This window comes from Pseudomonas sp. PDNC002 (assembly GCF_016919445.1).
Classification (GTDB): Bacteria; Pseudomonadota; Gammaproteobacteria; order Pseudomonadales; family Pseudomonadaceae; genus Pseudomonas.
This window is the reverse complement of the sequence record NZ_CP070356.1, coordinates 3315480-3329122: the sequence shown is the minus strand read 5'-3', so window position 1 is coordinate 3329122 and position 13643 is coordinate 3315480. Positions and strand designations below refer to the sequence as shown.

Here is a 13643-nt window from a genome sequence, read left to right as displayed (position 1 = left end):
TTCCCGCCGACGAACGCGCCCGCACGGGCGCATTCCGGGCACTTCAGTGTGCCGCCAGGAAACGTCATTTGACGCAACGTCCCCCGAAATGGTGGCCAACTCCGTCGAACGCGCCGATCGGCGCGACGAAATTTCCCGGCCACATTTCTCAGCGTAGCGTCTGGCGGCGCGCCCTGCCGCAACTTTGACGCTCCAGCGGCGACAGCGGCGACAGGCGGCAGCCGGAGCTCGCCCGCCACCATCACACCCGCAACGCTAACCCCCGAGGGCCAGACAGATACCTGTCATCGCCACGCCCAGCGTGGTGAACGCCAGGGCACCCTGCCACGGCCGGCCACCCGCCCAGTGCGCCAGCAACCACCCCAGGCCGAACATCAGCAACAGGCCCGTGCCCTGTGCCAGGCGTAGCGCCAACAAATCGTCGTGGACAAGGAGCAGCGGCAGGATGATCGGCCAGGTCGACAGGAAGGTGTGCCCTGCAAGTATCAGCCAGGCCAGCCAGTGTTCCCGACCCAGTCGCGGGGTATCCCCCGTTCCGAGGACAGAGGCCATCATTTTGTGGCGCATGCGCTGAACGTCGTCGGGGCGCATGTCATCCACCAGCAGGTCGGGCAGAAAACCCCGCAGCCCCTCGCGGAAATGCTGGTCATCGCTCGCCCGGCGCAAGGCACGCAAGCCGCCATGCCGGCGCTCGCGCTCCACCCGCATGCCCACCAGGGTCATCAGTGCATCGACGATGCCCCAGGCCAGGTTGCACCCCAGCGCAGCCATCACCAATTGTTGCCGGCCTGTGCCGCCGGCGGCGGTAGGAATGACCGAGATGATCGTCAGCGCCATGATCACTCCGAAGGCGACTTCGCTGAGTCGGTCGAACGGGTCGGTCAAGTCGCTCCAGGCCTTGTTCCAGGCGGCTGCCCAGGAAAGACGCAGTGGCTCCACAGTCAGGCTCCCTCTGATGCGTTGCTGCCCCGGCCACCCGATGGCCAGGACGAAATATCAACACAGTCTAAAGGGACTGACGCGCACTGGCGTTTGCGCGGCGCATCGACCCGCGCCGCGCGGACAGGAGCGTGAGCGGCTGCGGGCCGCGGCTCAGCGGCTGAGCCAGGCCATCACCCAGCGATTGATCGCCGGCGGCGACAGCTGGCCGGACCAGTACATGGCGCGGAACATCGCGCCGATGGGGCGATGCACGCCATTGCTCTGGGCCTGGCGCCAGGCCGCCTTGGCGATGTCCTCGGCCACCAGGGTCACGCCCAGTCGACGCAGTACCGGCGGTTCGACGGTCTGGCTGGCGACCATCGGCGTGCGCACGAAAGGCGGCATCAGGTCGGCGACGCGAATACCGAGTTCGCGCCATTCCAGTTCCAGCGCCTCGGTCAGTCCACGCACGGCGAACTTCGACGCCGAGTAGCTGGCCATCTGCGGTACGCCGTAGAGCCCGGAGGCCGAGCCCATGTTCAGCACCTGTGCGCCGGGCGTGCGCTTGAGGTACGGCAGCGCGGCGTAGCAGCAATTGAGCACGCCCTGCACGTTGATGGCGATGATACGGTTGTGCTCGGCCAGGCTGATGTCCTCGAACCGGCCGAAGCGCAGGATGCCCGCGCAGTTGAACAGCAGGCGCAGTACACCGCCATGCTCCTGCGCAAATTCGTTCACCGCCGTGCCGACCGCCTCGGCATGGGTGACATCCAGCGCGCGATGCCAGGCGCCATCCAGCTCGGCGGCCAACGCTGCGAGCGGCTCGGGATTGAGGTCGACCAGGCCGACGCGCCAGCCGCGCTGATGGAACAGCCTGGCCGTCGCCGCCCCGATACCGGAGGCGGCCCCGCTGATGAGGATGGTGTTCATCGACGCACTCCCTGCAGATGGCCCACGAGAAAATCGGCGACGTCCTGCAGCGCGCGATCAGCCACGTCCAGCAGGCCGGCATGGGCCTGGAACACATGCCAACAGCCGGGGAAGCGTTGCAGCCGTAGCTCCACACCCTGACGTCGCGCAGCCTCTGCAAAACGCAGGCTGTCGTTGCGCAGCACCTCGTCCTCGCCGACCTGGATCAGCAGCGGCGGCAAGCCGGTGAGATCGGCATGCAGCGGCGACAGCTGGGCGTCTGCGCGGGGAATGTCGGGCGGGCAGAACATCTCCATGGCGCTGTCCATCCAGGCGCGGGTGATCAGCGGGTCGCCGGCCGCCGGGGCATGCAGGTGTTCGGCGGAAAGATCGGTCACTGGCGAGAAGGTCACCAGCGCCCCCGGCACCGGCAGGCCTTGCGCCCTGGCTTCCAGCGCCAGTTGCAGGGTCAGGTGGCCGCCAGCGGAATCCCCGGCGATGGCGATGGCCTGCGCGGGAATCCCCTTGTCCAGCAGCGCTCGATAGGCCGCCACGGCATCATCGCGCTGCGCCGGGAAACGGTGCTCGGGCGCGAGGCGGTAATCGATCACCCAGACCTCGGCCTGGCAGCGGCGCGCCAGGTTGGCGGTGATCGCCCGGTGCGTGGCCGGCGAGCCGATCAGGTACGCACCGCCATGCAGGTAGAGGATCACCCTGCCCTCGCCGCCGCCATCGGCGCGCCAGACTTCGGCGGGGACGCCGCCCAGGGTCGTCTGCTCGCGGTGTACGCCACGGGGCGTCAGCGTTGCGGCCGTCAGCCCGCGCAGCAATGCGCGTTGCGCCTTCACCGGCAGCTGCGGGCCCATCAGCCCGCGGAACAGCAGGTTGAGCGTGCCGCGCAGGGTGGCGGTGAGAATCCTTTGCTGGGTCGACAGCGGCATTACGGGTTCAACGGATGCAGTCATAGTCGGCGAACTCCGGCTGGCGGGTCTGTTGGCGGTAGCGGAAGGTGAAACCCGGCCAGTTCACGGTGTTGCGGCCGCTTTCGGTCTTGTACCAGCTGCTGCAGCCGCGCTCCCAGATGGTGTGCTGCAGGTCGTGCTGCAACTGGCGGTTGAAACCCTGCTGCACCTGCGGCTTGAGGTCCAGGTACTTCAGGCCCTCGCGCTGGATGCGTTGCAGGCAGCCGAGCACGTAGGGGAACTGGCTTTCCAGCATGTAGATGATGGAGTTGTGGCCCAGGTTGGTGTTGGGGCCGTAGAGGATGAAGAAGTTGGGGAAACCGCTGACGCTGATGCCCTTGTACGCTTCGGCGCCGTCGCTCCAGGCCTGGTTCAGTTCGCGCCCGGCAAGCCCGGTGATGCGCATCGGCGCGAGGAACTCGGTGGCGGCGAAGCCGGTGCCGTAGATGATCGCGTCCACCGGGTGGCGCTGACCATCGCGGGTGACGATGGCGTCCTCGGTGACCTCGCGGATGCCGGTATCGACCAGCTTCACGTTGCTGCGCGCCAGCGCCGGGTAGTAGTCATTGCTGATCAGGATGCGCTTGCAGCCCATGGGGTAGTCCGGCTGCAGCCGCGCACGCAGTTGCGGGTCGGCGATGCTCTTGCGCATGTGCAGATGGAAGCTGATCCGCATGAATTTCATCATCGGCGGGAACACCGTGAAGGCCAGCGCCCGCGCCTCGTGCTGGATGTATTTCAGGCCACGGTCCAGGCGCTGCAGCCAGGGCAGGCGCGCCTTGATGCGGCGCTCCCAGTCGGCGTAGGGACGATCCGGCTTGGGAATCACGTAGGCGGCGCTGCGCTGGAACAGCAGCAGCTCGGCCACCTTCGGTGCGATCTGCGGGACGAACTGGATGGCACTGGCGCCGGTACCGACCACCGCTACCCGCTTACCGTCCAGCGGCGACTCATGGTCCCACTGTGCGGAGTGGAAGGCCTTGCCCTTGAAGCGCTCGATCCCCGGCAGTTTCGGAATCAGCGGGCGGCTGAGCTGCCCCAGTGCGCAGACCAGCGATTGAGCGTGCAGCTCTTCGCCATCGGCACAGGTCACCCGCCATTCCCCGGCAGCTTCATCAAAGTTCGCTTCACGCACTTCGCAGTTGAAACGGATGCGCTCGCGCAGGCCGTACTTTGCCGCGCAGTGCCGGGCGTAATCGAGGATTTCCGCCTGGGGCGCGAATTTGCGCGACCAGTCGGCCTTGGGTTCGAAGGAGAAGGAATACAGGTGCGAAGGCACGTCGCAGGCGGCGCCCGGATAGACGTTCTCGCGCCAGCAGCCGCCCACCTCGGCAGCCTTTTCGAGGATAAGGAAGTCGGTGATGCCGGCCTTCTGCAGGCGGATCGCCAGGCCCAGGCCGGCAAAGCCGGCACCGATGATCAGCACGCGCGGGGCGGCCGATCGACGGGATGATGTTGTCATTGTTGTGCTCCCGGTTCTGATGTCCGCACAGCGGCGGATGACAACATCCTAGTGCGACTTCAGTCAGCGGGTTATGGCATAGTCGGACATAAAATTGTGACTTTCGGTCAGCGAATTTTCTTCAGAAGAACCGCTTCCTCAGAGGACGTGATGCCAGCCACCCCACCCTGGTCACCCCGGCGCAGCGCCATCAGCGTGCAGCTCATGACCCAGTTCGCCCTCGACCACGGCATGGCCCTGGAGCAATGCCTGGATGGCACCGGCCTGGACATCGGCGTGCTCGCCGACCCCGGCGCCGAGGTCGAAGCGACCCAGGAGCTGGAGCTGGTGCGCAACATCAACCGGCACATTGGCCAGCGCCCCGGCATCGGGCTCAAGGCCGGCCTGCGCTATCACCTCAACACCTACGGCATCTGGGGCTTCGCGATGCTCAGCAGCTCGACCTTCCTCAGCGCCGCGCACCTGGGCTTGCGCTACCTCGACCTGACCTATGCCTTCCACCGCATGACGCTGGAGGAACACGACGGCGAGGCGCACCTGGTGCTGGACGATGCGGCCGTGCCGGAAGACCTGCGTGACTTCCTCATCGACCGCGACGGCGGTGGCGTGCTGCGCATCCAGCGCGACCTGACCAACCAGCCGCCGCCGATCCGCCCGGCACTGTTCCGCCGCGAGGCGCCGGCCGACCTGCAGCCCTACATCGATGAACTGGGGGTGAAACCGCTCTTCGGTCAGGCGGAGAACCGCATCGTCTTCGACAGCCACATCCTCGAGATGCCGCTGCCGGGCGCCAACCCGGAAGTGGCGCGACGCTGCGAGGAACAATGCCGCGCCCTGCTCGCCCGGCGTCAGGAGCGCACCGGGTTGTCCGGGCAGATCCGCGATCGGCTGCTGGGAACGCCGGGGCGACTGCCGGACATGGAGCAACTGGCGGACGAACTGCACATGACATCGCGCACGCTGCGCCGTCGGCTGGAAACCGAAGGCAGCAGCTATCGCGCACTACTGGATGAGGTGCGCCAGGCGCTGGCCGAGGAGTTGCTGGCCACGGGCGCGATTCGTCTGGAGGAAATTGCCGAGCGGCTCGGCTATGGCGAGGTGTCGAACTTCATCCACGCCTTCCGCCGCTGGAAAGGCGTGACGCCGGGGCGTTTCCGCCGCAGTTAGAAAACCGGTTGACGATCTTGCGAGCTAGAGCCGTAGTAGGCGGAAAACGCCCGAAGAGCGGAGTTTACGTTCTGTAAATGAGCATCTGAGGGCGCTTTCCAACGCCCTACGGCCGACGCGCAGCAGATCGTAGACAGGTTTTAGAAGACCAGCTTGTAGCCGATCATCGCCAGCATCAGCGCCAGGCACGGACGCAGCACGCCGTCCGGAATACGCCCGGCCAGGTGGCTACCGACGTAGATGCCCGGCAGCGAGCCGATCAGCAGGTAGCCCAGCAGACCCCAGTCCATGTTGCCCATGCTGGCGTGGCCGAGGCCGGCGACCAGGGTCAGGGGTACGGCGTGGGCGATCTCGGTCCCGACAAGACGGCGGGTGGCGAGGAAGGGATAGAGGATGAACAGCGCGACGGTCCCAAGGGCGCCGGCGCCGATGGAAGTCAGCGCGACCATGCCGCCGAGGATGGCGCCGGTGATCACGGTCAGGGTATTCAGCCGGGGACCGCTGAAGTGGAAGCTGTCACCGGCATGGCGCTGAGCGAAGGCCAGTACCTGTTTCTTGAACAGCACGGCCAGCGCGGTGAGCAGCAGCACGACGCCCAGGGCGTTCTTGATCACGGCGTTCATGGCCGCGGTGTCGGTGTGCAGGCTGTGCAGGAACAACAGCGTCAGCGCCGCCGCCGGGACGCTGCCCAGGGCCAGCCAGCCGGTGATGCGCCAGTCGATGTTGTCGCTCTTGCGGTGAACCAGGACGCCGCCGGACTTGGTGATGGCGGCATAGAGCAGGTCGGTGCCCACCGCGGCGGCAGGGTTGATACCGAACCAGAGCAGGATGGGCGTCATCAGCGAACCGCCGCCGACACCGGTCATCCCAACGATAAAGCCTACGACAAGACCCGCGACTACAAACCCGATATTGCCGAAATCCATCTACGCGTCCTGACTGGCGAAACGATCACCTCGTGGTGTGCGCGGGAGGATACTGGCTTTTCTTATAATCCATTAGACCGATGCGGTCTTACTTTATAACTGTCTTTTGCTGACTCTGTGATCGGCCATTTCCACGCCGTCTCATCTGGAATGGCGCTCCAGGCGGAACGACAGGCAAGAAAAAGGGGCCCTAAGGCCCCTTTTACTCAGTCATCGATCACTTCACGTCAGGCTTGCCATCGACCACGCCGGTCTTGTTGTCCAGCAAGGCCTGGGTGGCGGTCTGAATGAAGGACTCCAGGCGAGTCTTCATCTGCGATTGCTCGGGGGTGTTTTCGATGCGGGTAACACCGAAGTCCTTGCCCAGCTTGTAATCGTAGACACGGATGTCGCCTTCCTTGGGCTTGATCAGGATGCGATTGCCGTAGACCAGCGCCACGTCCTGGCCACTGCCCGAGGGCTTGATCATGCCGAAGCCCTTGTCGCCTTCCGGCAGGTTCAGCAGATCTCGGCCCCAGCACTGGTGGCGCGCTTCGCCGCCCAGGCGGCCCATGATGGTCGGCACGATGTCGATCTGGGTGCCGACGGTATCGCGGGTCGCGCCGAACTTCTCCTGGATGCCGGGAGCGATGACCAGCAGCGGCACGTTGAAGCGGAACAGGTCCATCTCGGTCAACTGCTCGGGAGTGCCGAAGCCGTGGTCACCGACGATCACGAAGATGGTGTCCTTGTAGTACGGCGACTTCTTGGCCTTCTCGAAGAACTGGCCGAGCGACCAGTCGGAGTAGCGCATCGCGGTCAGGTGCTCGTCCAGGCTGCCGTAGCCGGTGACCGGCTGCACCGGCAGGTCCTTGGGCAGCGCGTAGGGCACGTGGTTGGACAGGGTCTGCAGCAGCGCATAGAACGGCTTGCCGGTGGCTTCCAGCTTGTCCAGCTCCTCGTTGCCGCGAGCGAACATGTCCTGGTCGGAGACGCCCCAGGTCGGGTCGGAGAACACCGGATTGACGAAGTCATTGCGGCCGATGAAGGAGGTCATGCCCTGGTTGGCGAAGAAGCCGGACTGGTTGTCCCAGGCGAAATCGCCGTTGTAGACGTAGACGTCCTCGAACTTGCGCGCCGACAGCAGCTGCGGCAGGCCGGAGAACTTGTGGCCGCCCTCGGGCGTCTGCATCAGGTACTCGAAGCCCGGCAGGTTGGGGAAGCACGCCATGGTGGCGAACATGCCCTGGTGGGTATGGGTGCCGTTGGAGAAGTACTGGGTGAACAGCAGCCCTTCCTTGCTCAGCTTGTCGAAGTACGGCGTGATGTTGCCCGGAGCGCCCAACGCGCCGACGTAGTGGCCGGCGAAGCTTTCCATCAGGATCACCACGACGTTCTTAACCGGCAGGGTGCCATTGGCCGGCGGCGTGTAGTCGCGGCGTACCGGCGCGTCATCGGCATCGACCAGTTTGTCGTCCGGCATCACCAGCATCTGGCGCACCGTGGCGAGGGCCTGGTCCTGCGGCAGGGTCGACTTCCAGATATTGTCGCGGTCTTCGGAGAAGCGGCTCTCGGCGGCCTTGATCAGGCTCAGGGTGCCGTTCAGGCCAAGCTGGTTGGCGAACTGCGAATCGGTGGTGAAGGCATCGCCCCAACGCAGCGGCGGGCCCTGGCGCAGGGTGCCGCGGGCGGCGACGACGCACAGCACGATCATCACCAGCAGCACGGCGACACGGATGTACCAGGCCGCCGCCGACGGGCCGCTGGCGGCCGGGCGGGTGGCGCGGTCGATGCCGCGGAACAGCATGTACAGCAGCCAGGTGGCGAAGGCCCAGGCCAGCAGGTAGCGGACGACCGGGTAGCCGTACCAGATCATGCTCATGACCGTTTTCGGGTCTTCGGACATGTACTGGAAGACCAGGCTGTTCAGGCGCTGATGGAACTCGCGGTAGAAGTCCATCTCCAGCACGCCGAGGAACAGCGTCAGGCTCGCGGCAACGGTCAGCCAGGCCTTCCACAGCCAGCGCCAGCCCATGGCGCGAACACTGGCGATAGCGAGCACCAGCGGCGCGACGATGTAGACCACGGCGCGGATGTCGAAGCGCATGCCGGTGAGGAATGCCTCGACAAAGGTGGAGGCCGGCGTGCTGCCGATCAGTTCGCGGTTATAGATGAACAGCGCAAGGCGCAGCAGGGAGTACATCACCATCAGCGTGACGACGCTGAGCGCGGTGAACGCCAGGTGGCTGGACACGGTCGGCCGCGTGAGGCTCGCACCGGTCTGGCGGTTGGTCAGGACTTCTGATTGGCCCATTTCTTGGTTCCGTTGTGAACGTTCGGGTTCTAAGGTGCGTCGTCTTTACGGACAGAACGGCTGCCCGCGCGAGCGCGAAAGGCTGCGGCATTACACCGCAAAAGCAGCGGCGGCGCATTCTATTCGGTACCGCTTAAGCAGACATTAAGCTGAACCTGGCAATCGTTTCGGGATGATGCAATTGCGCGTCGGCCCAGGTGGGACCGCCTGACGGCGGGCATAGTGCCGGATGGGGTGTGAAGAAAATGTCGGGCAAGCGCCGCCGCCCTGCCCTGGCGGCGGCGCGGGAGCGATCAGTCGTTGACCGGCTTGCCGATGGCCTGCAACACGTACTGCGGCAGGGCGAAGGCGCCCTGGTGGATGGCCGGGTTGTAGTAGCGGGTCTCGATGCCGCTGGCGGCGAAGCGCTGGGACAGGGTAGCCGCATCGACCTTGCGCAGCGCCGGATTGGTGGAGCCCCAGGCGAAGGTCATCGAGCCGCCGATGTAGGTCGGTACGGCCGCCTGGTAGAAGTGCCAGTCGGCGAACAGGCCATTCATGCGCCCGGCGGTATTGCGCACGATGTCCAGTTGCATGAAGGGCGTGCCGTTCTGGGTCACCAGCACGCCGCCGTCGTTCAGGCAGCGGTGGCAGGCCTGGTAGAAGTTCTCCGAGAACAACACCTCGCCCGGACCGATGGGGTCGGTGGAGTCGGAGATGATCACGTCGAACTTCTCGGTGGTGGTGGCGACGAAGCGCATGCCGTCGTCGATCACCAGGTTCAGGCGCGCATCGTCGAAGGCGCCCTGGGAATGGTTAGGCAGGAATTCCTTGCACATGTCGACCACGGTGCCGTCGATCTCGACCATGGTGATGTGCTCGACGCTGGCGTGCTTGGACACCTCCCGCAGCATGCCGCCGTCGCCGCCGCCGATGATCAGCACGCGCTTGGCGTTGCCGTGAGCGAGGATCGGCACGTGGGTGAGCATCTCGTGGTAGATGAACTCGTCGGCCTCGGTGGTCTGGATCACGCCGTCCAGCGCCATCACGCGGCCCATGCGGGCATTCTCGAAGATCACCAGGTGCTGGTGCTCGGTGCGCACCTCGTGGAGCATCCTGTCGACGCTGAAACGCTGGCCATAGCCGTCGTAGAGGGTTTCCTGGTAATCGTGCATGCAGTGGGCTCCCGTCGGGACAAGACACTAGGAGGGGACGGCCGGGCCGCCCCGAAAGAGGCGCGCATTCTACGTGCCCGAACATGACAGGTCGAACCCATGTCGTCGGTGAGGCCTCCAGGGCAGTTTGAAAGTCAGCCACGGGAGGACAGCCGCGCGCCCAGCAGGTAATGTCGCCCCATGAAAAACACTCTCCCCCTGCCCCAGTGCATCCGCCTGCCCTACCGCGCGCCCTGGGACTGGAAGCAGTTCCATGACCACTTCGCCCTGCGCAGCCTCGCAGGCGTCGAATGCCTGTCGCCCCGCCGCTACGCTCGCAGCGTGCGCGTGGGCAGCGAGATCGGCTGGTTCAGCGTACGCCCGCTGGAAGACAGCGCCGAGCTCGAACTGGACATCCACCTCGCACCGCAGCACGCACAAGCACTGGCGGCGCGGGTGAGCAAGATGTTCGACCTGGACAGCGATCCGCTCCATATCGCCGAGCATTTCCAGGCCGACCCGCTGCTTGCCCCACTTCTGTTGCAAGCGCCCGGCCTGCGCCTACCCACGGCCTTCGATCCGTTCGAGCAGGCCGTGCGCGCCATCGTCGGCCAGCAGGTCACGGTGAAGGCCGCCGTCACCATCGTCGGACGCCTGGTGCAGCGCCTGGGTGAAGAGTTGCCCGGCGACTGTGAAGGCCAACCGACCCGACTGTTCCCTACGCCCCAGGCCTTGGCCGACGCGGACCTCGCTGGCATCGGCATGCCCGGCAAGCGCGTGGAAACCCTGCAACGCTTCGCCGCCGCGTGCGCCAGCGGCGCCTTGGCCCTGCACATCGATGATGGCGCGGAAGACCTGGTGAAACGTCTCTGCGCCCTCCCCGGCATCGGCCCCTGGACCGCCGAGTACGTCGCCCTGCGCGCCTTCGGCGATCCGGACGCCTTCCCCACCGCCGACCTTGGCCTGCTCAAGTCGCCGGTGTGGGGCAGCGAAGGCATCACCGCCCGCGAGCTGCAACGCCGCGCCGAAGCCTGGCGCCCCTGGCGCGCCTATGCCGCCGTCTATCTCTGGCACGCCTACTCCCAGGCCGGCCGCACCGGAGGATGACCATGCACTACCGCTATCACGACAGCCCCACTGGCCGCCTGCTGCTGGCCGGCGACGAAGGTGGCCTGCGAATGCTCTACATGGACCTGGAGACCCGCCACTATCCGCAGCCGGACTGGCACGAAGGCAGCCCGCTGCTGGACGACGTGGCGCGCCAGCTGGACGAGTATTTCGCCGGCAAGCGCCAGCGTTTCGAGGTGAAACTGAACACCGGTGGCACCGAGTTCCAGCGCCAGGTCTGGCAAGCGCTGCTGGAGATTCCCTACGGCTACACCACCGTCTATGCGGAACTGGCGCGGCGCATCGGTCGGCCCAGGGCGATCCGTGCGGTGGGCACGGCCAACGGTGCCAATCCCATCAGCATCATCGTGCCCTGCCATCGGGTGATCGGCAGCAACGGCAGCCTCACCGGCTACGCCGGCGGCCTGCCGCGCAAGGAATTGCTGCTGCGCCTGGAAGGCGCGCTGGAAACCGCCTAGAAGTCCGGCCTAGAAATCGAAGGAAGCCTGCGCGGCCTGCGGGTCCTGGAAACCTTCCAGCGCCAGCATGCGCATCTTCGAGGTGCTGCCGCCCGGTGCGGAGAAACCGCCAGTCTTGCCGCCGCTGGCGAGCACACGGTGGCAGGGAATGATCAGCGGGATCGGATTGGACCCCATCGCCTGCCCCACCGCGCGGGACAAGCCGACATCGCCCAGGCGCCGGGCGATCTCGCCATAGGTCGTGGTCTCGCCGCGACCCAACTGGAGGATGTCGTCGTAGACGCGACGGTGGAAATCGCTGACCGCCGACAGGTCCAGCGGCAGGCTGTCGAAGGACACCGCCTCGCCCCGCGCATAAGCGAGGATCAATTGGCGCGCCTCGTCGATGAACGCAGGCCAGTGCGCGGTTTCGCTGCCGAGCGTGTCGAAGCGCTCGCGCACGCTGTGTACGGAGTCTCCCGGCAGATAGGCGCGCGTGATCCCCTGCGGGCTCCAGGCGAGCCCGAACCAGCCGAGGTCTGTTTCGATCAGGCAGTAATGCATCGAACGAGTCTCCATCCCTGAGCCTTATCCCGCAACTCTTTCCGCCTTCAGCACCACCTCGCACCAGCGTCGCAGCTCGGTGCCGATAGCGCTGGCCGGGGTGCCCCGGCGCTCGAAGGCCCACCAGAGCTGCGCGCCCTGCCACTGGCTGGCCATCAGGCGACCAAGTACCTGTTGCCGTTGCGGATCGTCGCTCAAGCGCCGCCCCAGTGCCGTTGCCAAGGCGACGCCCCACTGGGCGCCGCGCTCTCGCAACAGCGGATCGCGCATGTCCTCGCGCAGGATCAGCAACCCCTCCGCGTAATCGGTCTCACCCTCGCCCACGGGGAACATCGCCACCAGCATCCGCACCGCGCCCTCCGGGCTCAACTCGGCGCTTTCGTCGAGACGTGCGGTCTGCTCATCCAGTTGATCCCAGGCGCGCAGCAACACGGCACGCAGGAAATCAGCCTTGGTTGCGTGCCGCTGCACCAGCGTCGCGGCGGACAGCCCGACCTCACGGCCCACGCCGGCGAAGGTCACCGCCTCCGGCCCCTCGCGCACCATCAACGCCATGGCGGCATCCAGTATCGCTTCGTCGCTCACCGTCTTGGTCCGGGCCATGTCATCCTCTTTTATAAATGAACATTCATTTATATATTAATACAGAGCTTACCCACGGAGACTCAACATGGCCAGGATTCTCGGCTACATCGCCACCAGCCTCGACGGCTTCATCGCCACCCCGGAGCACGGTCTGGACTGGCTGTTCAGGCATGATCAACTGCAACTGGGCGAACACGACTATGGCCTGTTCCTCCAGGGCATTCGTACGGTCGTCATGGGCCGCGCGACCTACGACTTCCTCGCGGCCGATCCCAGTCCCTGGCCCTACGGCGCGAAGCGCGTGCTGGTGGTGACGTCCCGTCCTATCGACAACCCGAAGGGCGCGCTGGAAACCCGCCGCGATGTCGATGCGCTGATCGCGGAACTGCGCGCGCTGGACGACGGCAACGTGTGGATGCTCGGTGGCGGCCAATTGCAGATGGCCTTCATGGAGCGCGGGGCGCTGGATGAGCTGGAGATCTACGTGATGCCGGAGATCATCGGCGGCGGTTATCCGCTGTTCCCCGCCACCGGCTTGCGGGTGTCGCCGACGCTGCTGTCGGCCAAGGTCATCGAACCGGGGTGCGTGCGGATGCACTATCGGTTCGATTGAAGGGTAGGAGCGCCGCCATGGGTGCGATCACCGACAGAGTCCGCGTCTACAAGGTCCCCTCTCCCGCAAGCGGGAGAGGGGACCGTTCGGAACAGGGGGAAACCGCAGTGTCAGTCGGCACGAACAGCTCCCTCTCCCTTCGGAGCGGGGCGCGCAGCCAGGGTTGGGGAGAGGGGAACGCCCAGCTCAGATGCGCCAGATAAAGACAGTTGCTTCTACGATTTCAAAAGCCCTCTCCCGAAGGGAGAGGGCCGGGGTGAGGGAGATACTTGGTACGGACTCCCCAAAGGAGACAGGAAGCAACCGCTCCATCAGATCTTTACATTGCCCCTGGGCCCGGCAATGGCCCAGATAATCAGCCCGAGCACCGGCAGGATGACGATCACCAGAATCCACATGATCTTCATCGGCAGTTCGGCGACGCTTCTGACCACGTTGATGATGGCCCAGATATCCAGGGCGAAGATGATCAGACTGATCAGGCCACTCAGGGTCGAGCCCATGATGAGGTTCTCGCGGTTGGGATTGGTTCCTTCAGCGTAG

At 65.6% G+C, this 13643-nt stretch carries 14 protein-coding genes; 4 read left to right on the top strand and 10 right to left on the bottom strand.

Annotated features, from left to right (window positions below; genetic code table 11):
• Positions 1 to 255 precede the first annotated feature (255 nt).
• The 4 genes from JVX91_RS15380 to JVX91_RS15365 all read right to left on the bottom strand — a co-directional run bounded on the left by JVX91_RS15380 (position 256) and on the right by JVX91_RS15365 (position 4254).
• On the bottom strand, positions 256 to 939 hold the full coding sequence (locus tag JVX91_RS15380; protein ID WP_205335072.1) for a hypothetical protein: 684 nt from the start codon (positions 937 to 939) through the stop codon (positions 256 to 258).
• Positions 940 to 1092: 153 nt separating this feature from the next.
• Positions 1093 to 1851 carry an SDR family oxidoreductase gene (locus JVX91_RS15375; RefSeq protein ID WP_205335071.1) on the bottom strand — a complete coding sequence of 253 codons (759 nt, stop codon included), beginning with the start codon at positions 1849 to 1851 and terminating at the stop codon, positions 1093 to 1095.
• A complete protein-coding gene (locus tag JVX91_RS15370; protein ID WP_205335070.1) occupies positions 1848 to 2795 on the bottom strand; it encodes an alpha/beta hydrolase in 948 nt (315 codons plus the stop codon). The genes JVX91_RS15375 and JVX91_RS15370 overlap by 4 nt, the downstream gene beginning before the upstream one ends.
• Positions 2779 to 4254 (bottom strand): NAD(P)/FAD-dependent oxidoreductase, encoded by a 1476-nt coding sequence (locus tag JVX91_RS15365; RefSeq protein WP_205335069.1) that lies wholly within the window; start codon positions 4252 to 4254, stop codon positions 2779 to 2781. The genes JVX91_RS15370 and JVX91_RS15365 overlap by 17 nt, the downstream gene beginning before the upstream one ends.
• Before the next feature lie 150 nt (positions 4255 to 4404).
• On the opposite strand from JVX91_RS15365, the gene JVX91_RS15360 reads away from it, so the two are divergent.
• Entirely contained in the window at positions 4405 to 5421 is a 1017-nt protein-coding gene (locus JVX91_RS15360) for an AraC family transcriptional regulator (RefSeq protein ID WP_205335068.1), read from the top strand.
• 140 nt (positions 5422 to 5561) lie between these two features.
• Here JVX91_RS15360 and JVX91_RS15355 read toward each other — a convergent pair whose 3' ends face one another.
• The 3 genes from JVX91_RS15355 to speE form a co-directional block, all read right to left on the bottom strand.
• Positions 5562 to 6347 carry a sulfite exporter TauE/SafE family protein gene (locus JVX91_RS15355; protein WP_205335067.1) on the bottom strand — a complete coding sequence of 262 codons (786 nt, stop codon included), beginning with the start codon at positions 6345 to 6347 and terminating at the stop codon, positions 5562 to 5564.
• Between the two features lie 217 nt (positions 6348 to 6564).
• A complete protein-coding gene (locus JVX91_RS15350; RefSeq protein WP_205335066.1) occupies positions 6565 to 8640 on the bottom strand; it encodes an LTA synthase family protein in 2076 nt (691 codons plus the stop codon).
• A gap of 293 nt (positions 8641 to 8933) precedes the next feature.
• Positions 8934 to 9794, bottom strand: a complete 861-nt coding sequence (gene speE, locus JVX91_RS15345; RefSeq protein WP_205335065.1) for a polyamine aminopropyltransferase — start codon at positions 9792 to 9794, stop codon at positions 8934 to 8936.
• Positions 9795 to 9974: 180 nt separating this feature from the next.
• On the opposite strand from speE, the gene JVX91_RS15340 reads away from it, so the two are divergent.
• The gene (locus JVX91_RS15340; RefSeq protein WP_205335064.1) at positions 9975 to 10880 is read left to right on the top strand and encodes a DNA-3-methyladenine glycosylase; all 906 of its coding nucleotides are present in this window, start codon (positions 9975 to 9977) and stop codon (positions 10878 to 10880) included.
• A 2-nt stretch (positions 10881 to 10882) separates the two neighbouring features.
• Complete coding sequence (locus JVX91_RS15335) at positions 10883 to 11359, top strand: methylated-DNA--[protein]-cysteine S-methyltransferase (RefSeq protein WP_205335063.1); 477 nt, start codon at positions 10883 to 10885, stop codon at positions 11357 to 11359.
• A gap of 9 nt (positions 11360 to 11368) precedes the next feature.
• On the opposite strand, the gene JVX91_RS15330 is transcribed toward JVX91_RS15335, so the two are convergent.
• Positions 11369 to 11902: a methylated-DNA--[protein]-cysteine S-methyltransferase gene (locus JVX91_RS15330; protein WP_240201599.1), complete on the bottom strand. Its 534-nt coding sequence runs from the start codon at positions 11900 to 11902 to the stop codon at positions 11369 to 11371.
• 24 nt (positions 11903 to 11926) lie between these two features.
• Positions 11927 to 12505: a helix-turn-helix domain-containing protein gene (locus JVX91_RS15325; protein ID WP_205335061.1), complete on the bottom strand. Its 579-nt coding sequence runs from the start codon at positions 12503 to 12505 to the stop codon at positions 11927 to 11929.
• A gap of 67 nt (positions 12506 to 12572) precedes the next feature.
• On the opposite strand from JVX91_RS15325, the gene JVX91_RS15320 reads away from it, so the two are divergent.
• A complete protein-coding gene (locus JVX91_RS15320; protein WP_205335060.1) occupies positions 12573 to 13100 on the top strand; it encodes a dihydrofolate reductase family protein in 528 nt (175 codons plus the stop codon).
• 311 nt (positions 13101 to 13411) lie between these two features.
• On the opposite strand, the gene JVX91_RS15315 is transcribed toward JVX91_RS15320, so the two are convergent.
• The gene (locus JVX91_RS15315) at positions 13412 to 13603 is read right to left on the bottom strand and encodes a PLD nuclease N-terminal domain-containing protein (protein WP_205340019.1); all 192 of its coding nucleotides are present in this window, start codon (positions 13601 to 13603) and stop codon (positions 13412 to 13414) included.
• Positions 13604 to 13643 lie beyond the last annotated feature (40 nt).

What these genes read in the sequence shown, in the direction of transcription:
- JVX91_RS15375 (WP_205335071.1), bottom strand. Translation starts at nt 1,851, where the DNA reads ATGAACACCATCCTCATCAGCGGGGCCGCCTCCGGTATCGGGGCGGCG.
- JVX91_RS15370 (WP_205335070.1), bottom strand. Translation starts at nt 2,795, where the DNA reads ATGACTGCATCCGTTGAACCCGTAATGCCGCTGTCGACCCAGCAAAGG.
- JVX91_RS15365 (WP_205335069.1), bottom strand. Translation starts at nt 4,254, where the DNA reads ATGACAACATCATCCCGTCGATCGGCCGCCCCGCGCGTGCTGATCATC.
- JVX91_RS15360 (WP_205335068.1), top strand. Translation starts at nt 4,405, where the DNA reads ATGCCAGCCACCCCACCCTGGTCACCCCGGCGCAGCGCCATCAGCGTG.
- JVX91_RS15355 (WP_205335067.1), bottom strand. Translation starts at nt 6,347, where the DNA reads ATGGATTTCGGCAATATCGGGTTTGTAGTCGCGGGTCTTGTCGTAGGC.
- JVX91_RS15350 (WP_205335066.1), bottom strand. Translation starts at nt 8,640, where the DNA reads ATGGGCCAATCAGAAGTCCTGACCAACCGCCAGACCGGTGCGAGCCTC.
- speE (WP_205335065.1), bottom strand. Translation starts at nt 9,794, where the DNA reads ATGCACGATTACCAGGAAACCCTCTACGACGGCTATGGCCAGCGTTTC.
- JVX91_RS15340 (WP_205335064.1), top strand. Translation starts at nt 9,975, where the DNA reads ATGAAAAACACTCTCCCCCTGCCCCAGTGCATCCGCCTGCCCTACCGC.
- JVX91_RS15335 (WP_205335063.1), top strand. Translation starts at nt 10,883, where the DNA reads ATGCACTACCGCTATCACGACAGCCCCACTGGCCGCCTGCTGCTGGCC.
- JVX91_RS15330 (WP_240201599.1), bottom strand. Translation starts at nt 11,902, where the DNA reads ATGCATTACTGCCTGATCGAAACAGACCTCGGCTGGTTCGGGCTCGCC.
- JVX91_RS15325 (WP_205335061.1), bottom strand. Translation starts at nt 12,505, where the DNA reads ATGGCCCGGACCAAGACGGTGAGCGACGAAGCGATACTGGATGCCGCC.
- JVX91_RS15320 (WP_205335060.1), top strand. Translation starts at nt 12,573, where the DNA reads ATGGCCAGGATTCTCGGCTACATCGCCACCAGCCTCGACGGCTTCATC.
- JVX91_RS15315 (WP_205340019.1), bottom strand. Translation starts at nt 13,603, where the DNA reads ATGGGCTCGACCCTGAGTGGCCTGATCAGTCTGATCATCTTCGCCCTG.